Genomic DNA, 13,830 nt, shown 5'->3' on the forward strand with positions numbered 1-13,830 from the left:
TCTTCAAATCTGAGGTTCACCGATGTGTCGCGCGCTCATCTTGCTGATGCTCTGTTGTTGTTCGCTTCCCCTTTCGGCAGCAGAGACGCCGCCGAACATCGTCTTTATTCTGGCCGACGATCTGGGCTGGCGTGATCTGCACTGTTATGGGGGACAGCTCGCTGATACGCCCCACCTTGACCAGTTGGCGAAACAGGGAATGAAGTTCACGAATGCGTATTCTCCGGCGCCAATCTGCTCTGCTTCGCGGGCCTCAATTCTGACCGGAAAGACACCTGCGAGGCTGCATTTTGAATTCGTCACGAAGCCGGCCGGAGTGCAACCGCCCACCCGCCTGATGCAGCCCCCCGCTTACACGCAGGACCTGCCCTTGAAAGAAGTCACACTCGGCGAGATGCTGCAGCGAGCCGATTACGAGACCGGCTTCTTCGGGAAGTGGCACGTGAATGAGCATTATCAACGTTATCTGGGCTGGAGTCCGACACACGGTCCCCGCCAGCAGGGATTTCAAAAGGCCGTCGAAACCTTCGGCAGTCATCCCTATGCTAAAAAGTTCGCCTGGAAACCGGGAGACTTTAAAAAGGACGAGTTTCCCCCTGATGCAGTCACAGAGAATGCCATCCGCTTCCTGCGACAGAAACGCAGGCAGCCGTTCTTTTTGTATCTCTCTTATTTCCATGTGCATACTCCGGTCAAAGCACCGACCGACTGGCTGATAGAAAAGTATCGGGGCCGCGCTGCCGCTGGTCCGGGAGATCAAAAACTTCGCACGCACTATGGTGCGTTTATTGAAACCCTCGATACCTATGTGGGACAGGTGCTGGACGCTTTGGATCAACAGGGCCTGCGCGATTCTACCCTCGTCGTCTTTACGTCTGATAACGGCGGACATCCCGAGTATGCCGCCAATGGCCCCCTGCGGGGAAGTAAGTGGAACCTGTACGAAGCGGGTATTCGTGTACCCCTATTGGTCCGCTGGCCCAGGCATGTGAAAGCGGACAGCGTGTGCGAGGTACCGGTCAGCGGGACCGATCTGTTTCCTGCTTTTTGTGAAGTCGCGGGGGGAAACTGTGACTCGCTGACACTCGATGGTCAAAGCCTGGTCCCGCTGCTGGAGGGGAAAGCAGCCGCATGGCAGACGCGACCGCTGACCTGGCATTTTCCGTATTATCATCCGGAAAAAGGGTATGAAACCGCTAAAGAGACGATCGGCGTCAATGATTTCGCGGTGAGCAAAACCCGACCTGTCTCTGCGATTCGCAGTGGAGACTGGAAGCTGCTGCAGTTTTATGAAACGGGAAAACGCGAGCTGTATGATCTAAGCAGCGATCCGGGTGAGCAGCATGATTTAAGCGCCAGCCAGCCGGAGCAGGCTGCGCAACTGGGAATGCAGCTGCAACAGATGCTGCAGGACATGCAGGCCCGTTATCCGACTGCGGCTGCTTCTCAAAAGTGAATCGCGGTTTAAGCGAGTTCGGCGATCGGAGCAGAAGGACCTTCGACCAGAGGCGTGGGACGTCCTCCCGGTTTGATCCAGTGTCCGTAAGGATCGATGCCCAGCTTGCTGAACACGGTGGCCCCCAGGTCGCCTGGGCCCAGACGTCGTTCGGCGATTTCACCACCACGACGATCGGTAGCACCAATCACCTGACCGCCGGGCACACCTGCACCAGCAGCCAGCATCGACATGACGGGAGTCCAGTGACCACGTCCATCGGTTTTGGTGATGACCGGCCCACGACCGAATTCACCCAGGACAAGGACCAGGGTTGAATCGAGCAGACCACGTTCTTCCAGATCGCTAATAAGCGTCGTCACACCATGATCGAACGAGGGAAGCATCGGTTTCAGACCTTTGGTGATTCCGCCCCACTTGACTTCATCACCGTGGTGGTCCCAGTGTCCCCAGGCATCACTCATGGTGATGAAAGTGACACCCGCTTCAACCAGGCGGCGGGCCAGCAGTGATTTGCGACCGAAAGAGCTGTCGCCGTACTTGTCGCGGATCTTCTGAGGTTCCTTGTTGAGGTCAAAGGCACGGGCGACATTACCTGACAGGACCATGTCGTATGCTTCCTGAACGTAGCGGTCCTGCAGGGCCAGGTCGGATGACATGTCAGCATGTTTTCGCATCTGGTCAAACTGACGGCGGAGTGCATCACGGTCGGTGAGGCGGGAAGATGTGACGCCATCCGGCATGCCGAACTTACCGGCTGCTTTGACGCCGTCTAATGGTTCATAGCGATGTCCCAGGTGCCCTGCACCGTAGATATCGGCTGCCATGCTGTCGGCCAGCGCGACGAAACCAGGCATCCCCGGAACGTTGGGACCACGGAATTTTGCTGCGACCGAACCCATGGAAGGATAGCCGCCCCCGTCACGGTTGTCGTTGGTTCGACGCGATTTGGGATTCGCTGCCTGGAAGGTGGTGGGTGTGTGATTGCTGGCTGTGGCATCCATCGAGCGAATGATGGCGAACTTGTCCATCATTGCTGCCTGCTTGGGCAGGTGCTCGCAAATTTCAATACCGCTGACTGAAGTCTGAATCGGATTGAAGGGACCACGAATTTCTTTCGGGGCTTGTGGTTTCAAATCCCAGGTATCAAGCTGACTGGGACCACCAGACAGCCAGATCATAATTACTGACTTGGCCTGGTACTTCTGACTGGTGTGTGCCTGGGGAGCAGCCTGTGCCTTCTGACGTAACAGCTCCGGAAGTGACAAACCAGCGAGACCAGCCATGCCTGTCTGCAGGAACCAGCGACGGCTGCCACTGCGAATCAGGTCTGAACCGGGAGCGAAACTGGCAAAACTGCTGCCGCTCTGATGGTGTCTTCCGTGTGTATTTTCTGGGTTGAAGTCTGACTGGGACATCCGAATTCTCCCATTTCAAAATCGAGGAATCGATTATTAATTAGGATTAGATAAAAACTGGTGTGGTAAATAAAAAATAGCTTTTATCTCATACCCTGTGTGGTGAGTCGCGCTGGCAGGAATATGAAGGTTCTTTAATCATCAGCATACACAAATATGATCGGAAAGAACAGCGCGAAATTCCGCATAAATCTCCAGATTCGCCTGTCGTGTGTTGTTATGTATATATGTTTCTTGCTGTAATCACTAGATTCTGCATAAAACGTGGTGCCTGAAGGCCCGATTTCAGGAAAGTTTTAACAGCTTGATTGCGTTTTCACGGCAGATCTTGCTGCGGACCTCGTCGGGCAGAACCAGTTTTTCGAACAGTTCGAACTGAGGAACATGCTGTCCGGGAGCGAGGTAATCGGTGCCGAACATGATTCGGTCCTGACGTCGGATCAGGAATTCTGTCCCGAATTCCATGTCACGGGAAATTGAGTTGGCACCCGAACCGGCGGAGAGATCTCCGTAGATGTTAGGGTAACGGCTCATCAGATCATCAATCGCACCACCTGGTTCAACTTTCGATTTCGGGTAGCCGCCCAGTGATTTCTGATCGAGCCCGCCGGAAATCGATGCCCACCAGCCGGGGCCATGACCGATGAAGTTCAGTTCGGGAAATGTCTTCAGTGCGTTCTCAAGTCGCTTCAGACCGGGAACATCTTTGCCGCGAATATTATCGATATGGAACAGCAGCGGAATGCCGACTTCCTGACAGGCTTCGTAAACACGCATCATCAGCGGATCGTCAAAATTCAGACCGACTTTGTGTTCCCCGAAGCCTTTGGCTCCCTGATCGACCCAGCCCTGGATCATGCCAGTGAGTGCCTTGACCGAGCCGGCGTGCGTCGTACGAGGGTCGACCGAGCAGAAGGGAATCAGACGATCGGGATGATCTTTGGCAGCCGCCAGCACCGATTCGGTTGTCTGCAGATACTTCGTGGATTCAGGCGAAGTCAAAGGCAGCACTACCGCTTTCTCGACTTCGAATTCATCCATCCAGCTGATTAAGGCTTCAGGTGACAGATTCTTCTTCGGATCTGTGTAGGTGCCGATGTGCGTATGGACGTCAATGAACCCGGTGCCCGCTTCGATACTGGGAGCTGCTGCCTGAGCACGGCTGGTCGGCCATTGACCGGCTGCACAACCAAGGCCAGCGAGGAACAGTGATTTCGAAAAGGCACGTCGGGAAATATTCATCGCTCATTCCTTTGGGGGGATTTTTGAAGGAAGGTTCACAAATTGCTTTCTTCCATTCAAAACAACCCCCGCAGGAATTACAAGAGCGGTTCTGAAATTATTTCGGGACGCGACGTCGGTTTTGGAACTTGATCTGTGTGACCCCTTGGGGATGCACGTTGGCTTGTTCAATGCGTGCGTGCAGCTGTATTGCCAGCTTCGCACGTACTTCTGCCGTCGCTGGATCGCTGGCCAGATTCTTCATTTCTGCAGCGTCAGACTTGTGATCGTAGAGTTCGACGCCCTGCTTTCCGTTGTCTCCCCATTCGGTATAACGATAACGAGGAGTCCGCAGGCTGTAGCCGTTGGCGTATTGAGTGAATGCCGAATCGCGCGATGCCACGGAGGCGTCTTTCAGTGTGGGAACCTGACTCACTCCAGCTGCAGAGGCGGGGGCTTTCAGGCCCGTCAGTTCTGCCAGTGTGGGATAAAAGTCGACCATTTCTGCAGGTGCTTCTGCTGTCTGACCCTGGGCAAGTACACCCGGACCGGCGATGATCAGCGGCACATGCGTCGCATTTTCGTACAGCGTCGTTTTCTGCCAGTGTCCGTGCTCACCCATGTGATAACCATGATCGGAAGTGAAAACGACAATCGTGTTCTCTTCCAGCCCGCTCGCTTTCAGTGCTTCCAGGATCTTGCCGAGTTGTGCGTCAGCAAAGGTGATGGAGGCGTAATAGGCCTGGATTGCCTGGCGGGCCAGATCATCAGCCAGGTCGATCTGAACTTTCTTTCGTCTCACTGACTGCCGGGCCGGCTTGGGAATCGTGTCGAGATAGCCTTCGGGAACCTGTGGGACTTTGATCTGCTTAGTGGGATACTTTTCGAAGTAGTCCTTGGGAGCGACGTACGGTGTGTGTGGACGGTAGAGGCCGACCGCCATGAAGAACGGCTGCTTGCTTTTGGCAAACTTCTGCAGCTGTTCGATGGCGATATCCGCGGCAATGCCGTCTGTCTGTTCTGCGTCAGTTCCCTCCGCGGCGAGCCAGCTGAGTGTGCCTCCAAAACTACCGGGGGTCAGAGTGAAAATCAGATCCTCGTCATCCACATCGCGTCCGCGGGGATTGAAGGTCTGATTCCAGGAATAAGGGTCGTCGTGTCCGCCGGTCCCGATATGTTTGGGAACGTTGTAGTGATAGATCTTGCCCACCCGGGTAGCGAAGTAACCGTTGTCGCGAAACATCTGCGGAATGGTTTTCACATTGGGAACGTGTTCGCGGATGTAGATCGCGTTGCGATGGACGAGCGTCTGATCGGGATACATGCCAGTCATGAAGGAAGCCCGACTGGGACCACACAGCGGAAACTGGCAGTAGGCATTCTGAAAGCGCACACCCCGTTTTGCCAGCTGATCGATATTCGGGGACTGGACCTGCGGATGACCGTAGCAGCCCAGGTCGCAGTTGAGGTCGTCGCAGATCAGGAACAGAACGTTGGGTCTGCTCTCTTCAGCTGAGACGGCTGATAGAGAATTGAAAAACAGCGCGCCGCAAGCGAGGGCAAACAGCAGAGATCGACCGAGGCTGTGGATCATGAATGTACTCCCAGGGGAATTAGAATTAAGAACCAGCGAATGTGTACACACTCTTATCCTAACAGAGTGGAGGCCCTGTTTCAGTAGGGAATACCAGGTTCCATTTGAAGTTTTTGAGGCTCAGACTGACTCGTGAATTACAGTTCAAACCCGATTTTTTGTTACAGAGATTTATTTCTGTGAATCCCTGTTAATTCTTATTTGTTTACTGCTAAACAGTATTGATTGTCTCTGAACTGGAGTTTAGCCTTACGGGAGCTCATTCTGTTACTCTTAAAGGTCGTTTTATTGATGTCTGAGACTACTGTGATTGAATGCCCTAATTGTGGGGCTACGTTTAAAGCCAAATCAAAAGCAGCCCTGGGTAAAAAAGTTGCCTGCCCGAAGTGCCAGGTTCCTTTCGTGATCTCCACCCAGTCATCTTCCCCAAAGTCAAAGAAGCCGCAGCAGGCGGCTGCGCAACAGGATGCCTGGGACGACCTCTGGGATGAAGAGGATGATTTGGAAGCCAGCCCGCCACCCCGTGAAACAGCAAACCGTCCTCGAGGCCGATCGGCGAAACGGAATCCGTCTTCAGGAGATTCTTTGAAGTGGATCGGCCTGGCAGCCATCGTGGTGGTTGTCGGGGGAGGCATTGGTTTGATCGCTTTGAGTTCAGGGTCTTCCAGCTCTCAGAAATCTACGGATAATCTCGCCTCAAAACTGATGACCAAGGGGCAATCCGAGGAGAATACCCCTGAAAAGGCAGAGCCAGATAACGCTGCAATGGATGTTGTCCAAGTCAATACTGCAGAGCCGAAAGCTGCTGCTGAGCAGAAGGATCCGGCTGTCATTGCCAGTACTATTCCAGAGAAGCCCGTCGCACCCATGTCGGAGAAGGAGACCCCGGACCAGCGGTCTCTGACTCCTGCTCAGGCAGCGGAAGCGCATCTCCTGGTCTATCAGATTGTCAAAGTTGATGCTGGTGTTACGAGCTCACTCAGCAAAGCAACCAGGAACCAGAAATTAGCCAGTGACATGTTTTCCAGAGGCATCGCCAATACTGTCGATCAGGAATTGCAGCAGGCGAAAATTCCTTCCTACCTGTCGGGAACAACTCAGATTGATCTTGAGAAGAAACTTCTCAGCCTGCAGGCTGATCCCCAGTCTGCGAAGCAGGTTGCTGACAGTATCAACAAAAGTGTCGCGATCAAAGTTCAGGTTGCGGAGACTCCCGAAGTGGTTGCGCTCGAACTCCCGGTAGATGAGGGGGACGAACTGGACTACAAGATCGATTTCGAGATCAAGCAGCTCGAAGAATCCTTCTCGAAACAGATTACCGCCAATCCGACTGCCGGGGCCAGTGTGCTGGCTCAACTCCTGAACCATCACCTGTCCCAGGCGATTCCGGAGTACATTCCCGAAACGCTGAAACTGGATCTGGAATCGCGTAAAATGACGGTCCATCTGACCCGCTATCCCGAGATGTTTCTGTACTCTCGAATAAATAAGATCCCTTCGATTCCTGTCAACGTGGTCCCGATCCCCTATACCATTCGAGAGCTGCGAACGCCTGATCAACTCAAGCCGACCCAGGTCACTTTTAAAATCGAAGGCTTTAAAAATGATCATACCTACCGATTTGAAGAAGGGCATTCCTACAACTTCGATCGAGGGAGAGTCTACAGTGGCCTGATGTTTCCCCTGACGAACGTGATCACCGGATATATCTCTGATTCCCTGGATGTTAATTTTGTCGAAAAGACTGTGACGTTTCAGCTGGATCATGAACCGGGCAGGAATCTGTCTAAGCGAATCAATGAGTCTGTTTTTAATGATACGCTCCTTTCAGACCAGCCCCTCAAAACCGGTCCGCCGGAAACCCCTTTTCGGACCCCCGGGCGACCGAACAAACTTGTAGTAATGCGGATCAACGAAGCAAGGGAATTTAGCAAATCTATTTTCAGCGATCTCAATCCGGATGAAGTGAAAAGGCTACTGGCCAAAGAAGCGAGTCGGATGAACTCCTATTTTAATGGTGATCTCAGTGGCTTCATCGCGGATTCACTCGAAGTGGATCCGCAGCAGTTACTGATTGCCTTTCAGTTGGACCGCACTCCGCCTGCAGATCTGTCTAAAATGGTGAATTCACTCTTCTTTTTCCATTTCAGGGTCGCTGACGAAATCGTCGCAGTACATGATGTGCAGTACGATCCGGAATCTTCTGAGAAGAGTATGGCTTTCCAGTTTGTAAATCATAATGCAATCGGACCGCACATTGATCGGGATTATATCCGGGGGAAAACAGAGGAGGTTTTGAGATATATGTTACATCGCTACGTCCCCAATTCACTCCAGATGGACTTTGATCAGGGAACCTTCGATATAAAAATGCGAATTGGGGGCAACGAGCAGAGCGAAATTCAGACGATCCTCGAGTGGCAGGGAAAAAACAAAATCGATATGACCTATGTTAAAACAGTCCCCCCTCAGGGGAAAGGAAAAGCGCACCCTCTGGGGATCGGCATGGTTACTGGATCCGGGGCGGGAATGGCTGTCGGTTCATCCGGTAAGCTGGCTACAGGCAAGTATCTGAAAGTGACGATTCAGTACGGCCTGTATGCAGGTAAAACGAATATCGTCCGCAGTGCCCGGTCTGCCCTGGATGGATTTACCTGGATTGATCTCAAAACATTTCAGGTTGATGAAGCGAAAAAAGAGATTACATTCGAGACCACCGGGGAGATGAATGTTCCCGCGCTCGATCGCTTGCTGAAACGCCAGAAGTTTTACCAGTGTGTTATCAACAGCGAGGCATTACCCGAACCCGAGGACTCAGAGAAATAGCTTAACCGGGAAGCTCAATCCTGAGTACGGGCGATATATTTTTCCATCAGTGCCAGGGTCTCAGGGCTGACATGGTGCTCGATCCCTTCGGTGTCGGTGGCTGCTGTCTCTTCACTGACGCCGAGTGCGACCAGGAAGCTGAAGACGATTTCGTGGCGATGTCGGGAGTCTTTCGCGAGCTTCGTCCCCTTACTTGTCAGTTCGACGGGGCTGTAAGGTTCCGTCGTGACGTAGCCATCCCGCTGCAGGCGGCTCACGGTACGGTTCACAGTGACGTGACTGACGGCAAAGTGTTCCGCCAGATCTTTGACCCGGCAGACTCCCTGCTCTTCAATGACTTCTGCGATGGCCTCCACATAGTCTTCTGCTTTTTCCGTGGCATGATCCACACGGGTGCGCTCGTGTTGATTCTTCGGTTTCTTTTTTGCGGCCATCCTGTTTTGCCTTTAGGGTTCTGATGATATGGAGCCCTATCTTAGCGGCCGGAAACCGTTTTTAACAGTCTGGAATACGTGAGAAACTGCACTCTTATCCTGTTCTGAAACCGACATTATGCATTGCCGATTTCTGAACTGGTCTCTCTGCGAATTCGTATTCTGTCGGGTGGCGTTACAGATGTTTTTCCACAAACGTCCAGGCAGAGGCATCGTTAAATTCATGTCCCCCTTCGAAAATGACATGCTCGAAACGATCCTGCAGATTGAGCTGCTCATAATATGCTTTGGCCCGGGGCGCCAGTTGCTTACCTTTCTCGCGATGCGAGGGCCGATCGGTTGCACCTGCCTGAATCTGTAATGCACGGGGACAGATCAGCGCGACCAGGTCGGCATCATTGAAGAGCGTCATGCGATCCATAAAGCGAAAGTCGGGAGGGACCGAAAGTTCTTCTTCCTCGTAGCGGCCCTCCTGAACTCCAAAGTAACAGCTGGAGACCGCAACCTTAATTCGTGGATCGACGGCAGGAGTCACCAGGGCGTAATAGCCGCCGTAGGACAAACCAACCATCCCAATCCGACTGGCGTCCACTTCGGGACGTTTAATGAGTTCATCGATGGCATAGGTGATCTTGGCAATCTCGACTGCGGTGATACTGGTGCCGATGAGCCGCATGCGATCGTCAATCTGGCGGCGGATATCCTTCGGAAATTCGTCGGCACGGAACAGATGCTGTGGGGCATAGACAATATAGCCTCGTTTCACCGCACCACGGACCATGTCATTGTAGTTTGCACCACCGTTAAATAACGCAACTTCAGGCGATCCACCACCGCCGTGCATGGAGATAATCAGTGGGGCTTTCTCTTTCAGGGATTTGGGGAGAATAAAGATCCCCTCGGAGTGCACGCCTGGCAAAATCGGGAACATGGCCCGGTAGTAGACGCCGATACTGTCCTCGCCGATCTGTTTGTAGGAAGCTTTTAGATCGGGGCGCTTACCCGGTGGAGGATACCCGATACTCTGACAGAACGCACCACGGTAAGCCTCTGCCGACTTTGCAAACGCGTCCGCCGATGAATAGTCAGGCTGAAACAGTTTCTTGAATCGACTCTGGTCGGCTGCCATCTTCTGAATATAGGCATCCAGTTCCCGTGCCTGTGCGTTGCGAAGCGGATTCGAGTCGGCCACATTCTGATTGAAGTATTCAGACTTTTTTGAATCGGTTTGTCCACAGGCCAGGGTGGGCAGCAGACTAAAGACCAGAGCCAGGGCGGAAACAGCTTTCATGTCACACGGTCCTTTCAGGGCAGGTAATACAGGCGTGGTGCGTTGGTGGATGCTGAGTATGATTCTAATTGAAGGAAGATAGCGAGTCTATCAGGCGCTGATAACACGAGCATACAATCATTGATCAGACATCAGCTGTTTTGGTGCGAATATATCTGATGCTCTGCTATCCTTCACGGTGTCAGCCGGGGAATACCGATTGTCTGACCGTAAGCCTGACAGAGTTGTTCAACGGTTAAGCCGTAGCCGCGCTGCAGACTGTCCTGCCAGGTGAGGCCTTCCTTGATGCCGTTGAAGAAGAGTTTGAACTGCTCCGGATTGGCTTTGAGCATCAACTGGATGATGGCACTGGCGGAACCATACTGCCAGCCGTCGAGTCGATCGTTATTGAAGAACTGTCCCCCGAAAGTATGTGACTGCCTCAGGCGGGCAGCGGCTTCGGTCTGACGAAAGCGAACCTCTTTGGAACTGGGAACGATCATCATCGCTATCCAGTCGGCGATCCCTTCGTTGATCCAGGTGGGAATCGGAACCGTTGATTTGTAACGGTGGATATAGCCGTGTGCGGTTTCATGTACGAGGACCGCTCCAAAGAAGTTGGGGTCGTTACCCCGATAACAGGAGACGATGACCTTACCGTCACCATGGGAATGACAGAGACCGATGGCGTTGCCGGTTTCGGTGCGGTTGTAGAATTCCTCTTCGAATTCGAGAAAGGCCTGTTTAGCCAGAAAAGCGACGACCACCGCTTTGCCGCGCCAGATGTTATGCCCCGGTTTGAAACCGAATGACTGCCCCAGCAGTTCGTTCATCTTGTCGAGTTGTACCAGATAGGGGGCAACCTGCTTTGCCGGCATGTCGGTATAAAACAGAAAATACTTTGTTTCATACAACTGCATGTTGAAGCCGGAGAAATGCGTACCGACTTTCTTCAGGAACTCTTTGTATTCGTCGACGTATTTCAGTTGTTCCTCTTCGGGAATCTCGTCCCAGAACTCTTCGTTTGAGGCACGCAGTTTTTCTGAGATGGCTGCATTTTTGCGACTCATGTCTTCAATGGCAGCCGCTTTGAGTGAAGGTAAATACTGGAACTGATAGGTCTTGTCGTCGACTTGCATTTCCACCAGACGCGTGGCGAACAGACGCTTGCCGCGTGTGGCGTTTTCAGCTTTGACCTCCATCGACTTGATGTGGCTCTCATCCCGTCCGGTAAAGAAACGGGTAATTTCAACGTCCACTTCTTCCTTGCCGTTGGATGTCAGCACGTTGGCCTTTTTCCCGACCAGGGAATTCACTTCATCTGCCGAGAGAGCAAATTCCAGAGCAGCAGCTTCCACAGTATTGGAAGGTTTGGCGTTGTATCGGGTCGCGCGTTTTTGGGCAGTCGCCGGTTGTCCCATCAGCAGCAGAGACAGCGACAGAAACATGACGCGGAAAACAACGGAAACAGGGCGAGGAACCATCATGAGTACTCGCTTTCTGAATTGAGATGAGAAGTGGTATCCTGTTATGGTTATTCTATTTATGGTGTGCCAGCCAGGTACAGCTGTCAAGTAGTGATGTCAGAAAACAGCCTGAATTTAACCAAAATACAGGCAGCTGGCTGGAAAACCGGTTTCTCAGACGGGGGACGGGGGCGGTTTTAACCGGTTTTTAATTTATGCAGGATTATGGGATAATCCTGTTCAGTCTGCTTGTTTTCTGATTCAGTCGAGGTAGAATCGAGTCTTGCGGCAGAGGAATCTGACCAGTTGTTTCGGCAGGTGCCGCAGTTTTATTTTTGAAGGAAGCTGATATACGATGGCTGAAGGTACAATCAAGAAGGTGACGTCAAAGGGTTTTGGATTTATCGACACTGGATCAGGTAAAGACCTGTTCTTCCACCTGTCCAATCTGGAAGGTGTGTCGTTCGAAGAGCTCTACGAAGGACAGCGCGTCTCCTACACCGAGGGAATGGGTGACAAAGGACCGCGGGCGGAGAATGTCAAACCGATCTAGTTCGGGAATGACATCAGGAAACACTGCAGCCGACGTAACCACGTCGGCTGTTTTTTTATGCGCTCAGAGAAGCGACTCGTCGAGTTGAATCAAACCAGCCGCAGACGCTGACGGGCAAAATCGATGGCCTCAATCAAGGCGTCGATGTCTTCGGTTGTGTTATAGAACGTCAGGCTCGCACGCACACTGGCGGGGATCTGCAGTAACTGATGTAACGGCATGGTGCAGTGGTGCCCGTGGCGCACCGCAATTCCCTTACGGTCCAGCAGCGTTGCTAAATCTTCAGGATGCGCACCTGCGATGTTGAAACTGAAAATCGCGCCGCGTTGTTCCAGTTCCTGTGGGCCATAGATTTCCAGGCCGGGCACGGACTGCAGTCGTTCCATCGCGTACTGGCTGAGCTGATGCTCCTGTTCTTCAATCACATTAAAACCGAGCTGATTGACATACTCGATGGCGGTCCCCAGCGCGATTGCCTGGGCGATCGCCGGTGTCCCAGCCTCGAAGCGGGCCGGTAGACGAGCCCACTTTGATTCGTCCAGATGAACTTCAGAAATCATATTACCGCCATACAGGAACGGTGGCAGGTTTTCCAGCAGTGCCTTGCGACCATAGAGCACACCGATGCCCGAAGGACCGAAAATCTTGTGACCTGAGAATGCAAGGAAGTCGATCTCACTTTCCACAACATCGACAGGCAGGTGAGGCACACTCTGGGCGCCATCAACAAAGATGAGTGCGCCAGCTGCGTGTGCAAGCCGGGCCATCTCAGTGATGGGATTAATCGTCCCCAGCACATTCGACATCCCGGTGACCGCGACCAGCCGGGTTCTGTTCGTCAACAGACCTTGATAGTGTTCGAGATCCAGTCGTCCCTCAGGAGTCAGTTTGATGAACTTCAGCACGGCCCCCTGCTCTTTAGCGATCGCCTGCCAGGGGACGAAGTTTGCGTGATGTTCCATTTCATTCAGGATGATCTCATCGCCTTCCTTGAGAAAATGTCTGCCCCAGGAATAAGCAATGAGATTGATGGACATCGTAGTGCCGGAAGTAAAGATAATTTCTTCGGGGTGTTCAGCGCCAATGAACTTTTGAATGCAGGTACGGGCCGATTCCATTTCGGTCGTCACACGGTCGCCCAGCTGATGCACACCGCGGTGGACATTCGAGTAATATTGTTCGTAGACTTCCTTAATTTTATCAATGACGACCTGAGGACGCTGGGCTGAGGCACCGCTGTCCAGGTAAACCAGCGGTTTTCCATTGGGAAGGGAACGCTGCAGGATCGGAAAGTCGTTTCGGATGGCTGATAGATTGGCGACCATGGTTGTCTAAGTCTGGTAGGAGTTTATAGAAAATCGACGTCTCTACAGGAATTCTAACAGGAAACCCTGTAATGAAAAGGCTGTCGCGCCACAGCAGGGCGCAGACCGGATTCTCTTCAGGTCGACAGTTCTGTTCCCCTGATTAAGAGGGGAGTATCAGTCAGACACATGGGGGGCAGGCTGTGTTCAGGGCTGAGCGTGGATCTGGCGTTGTGATGAAGCCAGATCAGTCGGAAGTCCTGCTTCAGAGATTGTTATCGGCACCCG

Annotated in this window: 10 protein-coding genes; 3 read left to right on the forward strand and 7 right to left on the reverse strand. The window is 52.7% G+C overall.

Annotated elements, in window-relative coordinates:
* Nucleotides 1-22: 22 nt before the first annotated feature.
* Complete coding sequence (locus tag RID21_RS30215; protein ID WP_350195503.1) at nucleotides 23-1,456, forward strand: sulfatase; 1,434 nt, start codon at nucleotides 23-25, stop codon at nucleotides 1,454-1,456.
* Between the two features lie 8 nt (nucleotides 1,457-1,464).
* Here the strand turns inward: RID21_RS30215 and RID21_RS30220 are convergent, their stop codons facing one another.
* From RID21_RS30220 to RID21_RS30230, 3 genes are all read right to left on the reverse strand, one after another.
* The gene (locus RID21_RS30220) at nucleotides 1,465-2,874 is read right to left on the reverse strand and encodes a DUF1501 domain-containing protein (RefSeq protein ID WP_350195505.1); all 1,410 of its coding nucleotides are present in this window, start codon (nucleotides 2,872-2,874) and stop codon (nucleotides 1,465-1,467) included.
* Between the two features lie 285 nt (nucleotides 2,875-3,159).
* Nucleotides 3,160-4,116, reverse strand: a complete 957-nt coding sequence (locus tag RID21_RS30225; RefSeq protein ID WP_155365596.1) for an amidohydrolase family protein — start codon at nucleotides 4,114-4,116, stop codon at nucleotides 3,160-3,162.
* A 97-nt stretch (nucleotides 4,117-4,213) separates the two neighbouring features.
* Nucleotides 4,214-5,689: a sulfatase gene (locus RID21_RS30230; protein WP_350195507.1), complete on the reverse strand. Its 1,476-nt coding sequence runs from the start codon at nucleotides 5,687-5,689 to the stop codon at nucleotides 4,214-4,216.
* Nucleotides 5,690-5,980: 291 nt separating this feature from the next.
* On the opposite strand from RID21_RS30230, the gene RID21_RS30235 reads away from it, so the two are divergent.
* Nucleotides 5,981-8,515, forward strand: a complete 2,535-nt coding sequence (locus RID21_RS30235) for a zinc ribbon domain-containing protein (RefSeq protein ID WP_350195509.1) — start codon at nucleotides 5,981-5,983, stop codon at nucleotides 8,513-8,515.
* A gap of 14 nt (nucleotides 8,516-8,529) precedes the next feature.
* Here RID21_RS30235 and mntR read toward each other — a convergent pair whose 3' ends face one another.
* The 3 genes from mntR to RID21_RS30250 all read right to left on the reverse strand — a co-directional run bounded on the left by mntR (nucleotide 8,530) and on the right by RID21_RS30250 (nucleotide 11,706).
* Nucleotides 8,530-8,949 carry a manganese-binding transcriptional regulator MntR gene (gene mntR / locus RID21_RS30240; protein WP_350195511.1) on the reverse strand — a complete coding sequence of 140 codons (420 nt, stop codon included), beginning with the start codon at nucleotides 8,947-8,949 and terminating at the stop codon, nucleotides 8,530-8,532.
* A gap of 175 nt (nucleotides 8,950-9,124) precedes the next feature.
* Nucleotides 9,125-10,240, reverse strand: coding sequence for an alpha/beta hydrolase family protein (locus RID21_RS30245; protein ID WP_350195513.1), 1,116 nt, complete (start codon nucleotides 10,238-10,240; stop codon nucleotides 9,125-9,127).
* A 173-nt stretch (nucleotides 10,241-10,413) separates the two neighbouring features.
* On the reverse strand, nucleotides 10,414-11,706 hold the full coding sequence (locus RID21_RS30250) for a hypothetical protein (protein WP_350195514.1): 1,293 nt from the start codon (nucleotides 11,704-11,706) through the stop codon (nucleotides 10,414-10,416).
* Nucleotides 11,707-12,040: 334 nt separating this feature from the next.
* Here RID21_RS30250 and RID21_RS30255 point away from each other — a divergent pair, with 334 nt between their 5' ends.
* Nucleotides 12,041-12,238: a cold-shock protein gene (locus RID21_RS30255; protein ID WP_145043521.1), complete on the forward strand. Its 198-nt coding sequence runs from the start codon at nucleotides 12,041-12,043 to the stop codon at nucleotides 12,236-12,238.
* 89 nt (nucleotides 12,239-12,327) lie between these two features.
* Here the strand turns inward: RID21_RS30255 and RID21_RS30260 are convergent, their stop codons facing one another.
* On the reverse strand, nucleotides 12,328-13,563 hold the full coding sequence (locus RID21_RS30260) for an aminotransferase class V-fold PLP-dependent enzyme (protein WP_350195516.1): 1,236 nt from the start codon (nucleotides 13,561-13,563) through the stop codon (nucleotides 12,328-12,330).
* Nucleotides 13,564-13,830: the final 267 nt, after the last annotated feature.

This window comes from Gimesia sp. (genome assembly GCF_040219335.1).
Taxonomy (GTDB): Bacteria; Planctomycetota; Planctomycetia; order Planctomycetales; family Planctomycetaceae; genus Gimesia.

Excerpts from the sequence above, each read along its gene's own strand:
- RID21_RS30215 (WP_350195503.1), top strand. The coding sequence starts at position 23 with ATGTGTCGCGCGCTCATCTTGCTGATGCTCTGTTGTTGTTCGCTTCCC.
- RID21_RS30220 (WP_350195505.1), bottom strand. The coding sequence starts at position 2,874 with ATGTCCCAGTCAGACTTCAACCCAGAAAATACACACGGAAGACACCAT.
- RID21_RS30225 (WP_155365596.1), bottom strand. The coding sequence starts at position 4,116 with ATGAATATTTCCCGACGTGCCTTTTCGAAATCACTGTTCCTCGCTGGC.
- RID21_RS30230 (WP_350195507.1), bottom strand. The coding sequence starts at position 5,689 with ATGATCCACAGCCTCGGTCGATCTCTGCTGTTTGCCCTCGCTTGCGGC.
- RID21_RS30235 (WP_350195509.1), top strand. The coding sequence starts at position 5,981 with ATGTCTGAGACTACTGTGATTGAATGCCCTAATTGTGGGGCTACGTTT.
- mntR (WP_350195511.1), bottom strand. The coding sequence starts at position 8,949 with ATGGCCGCAAAAAAGAAACCGAAGAATCAACACGAGCGCACCCGTGTG.
- RID21_RS30245 (WP_350195513.1), bottom strand. The coding sequence starts at position 10,240 with ATGAAAGCTGTTTCCGCCCTGGCTCTGGTCTTTAGTCTGCTGCCCACC.
- RID21_RS30250 (WP_350195514.1), bottom strand. The coding sequence starts at position 11,706 with ATGATGGTTCCTCGCCCTGTTTCCGTTGTTTTCCGCGTCATGTTTCTG.
- RID21_RS30255 (WP_145043521.1), top strand. The coding sequence starts at position 12,041 with ATGGCTGAAGGTACAATCAAGAAGGTGACGTCAAAGGGTTTTGGATTT.
- RID21_RS30260 (WP_350195516.1), bottom strand. The coding sequence starts at position 13,563 with ATGGTCGCCAATCTATCAGCCATCCGAAACGACTTTCCGATCCTGCAG.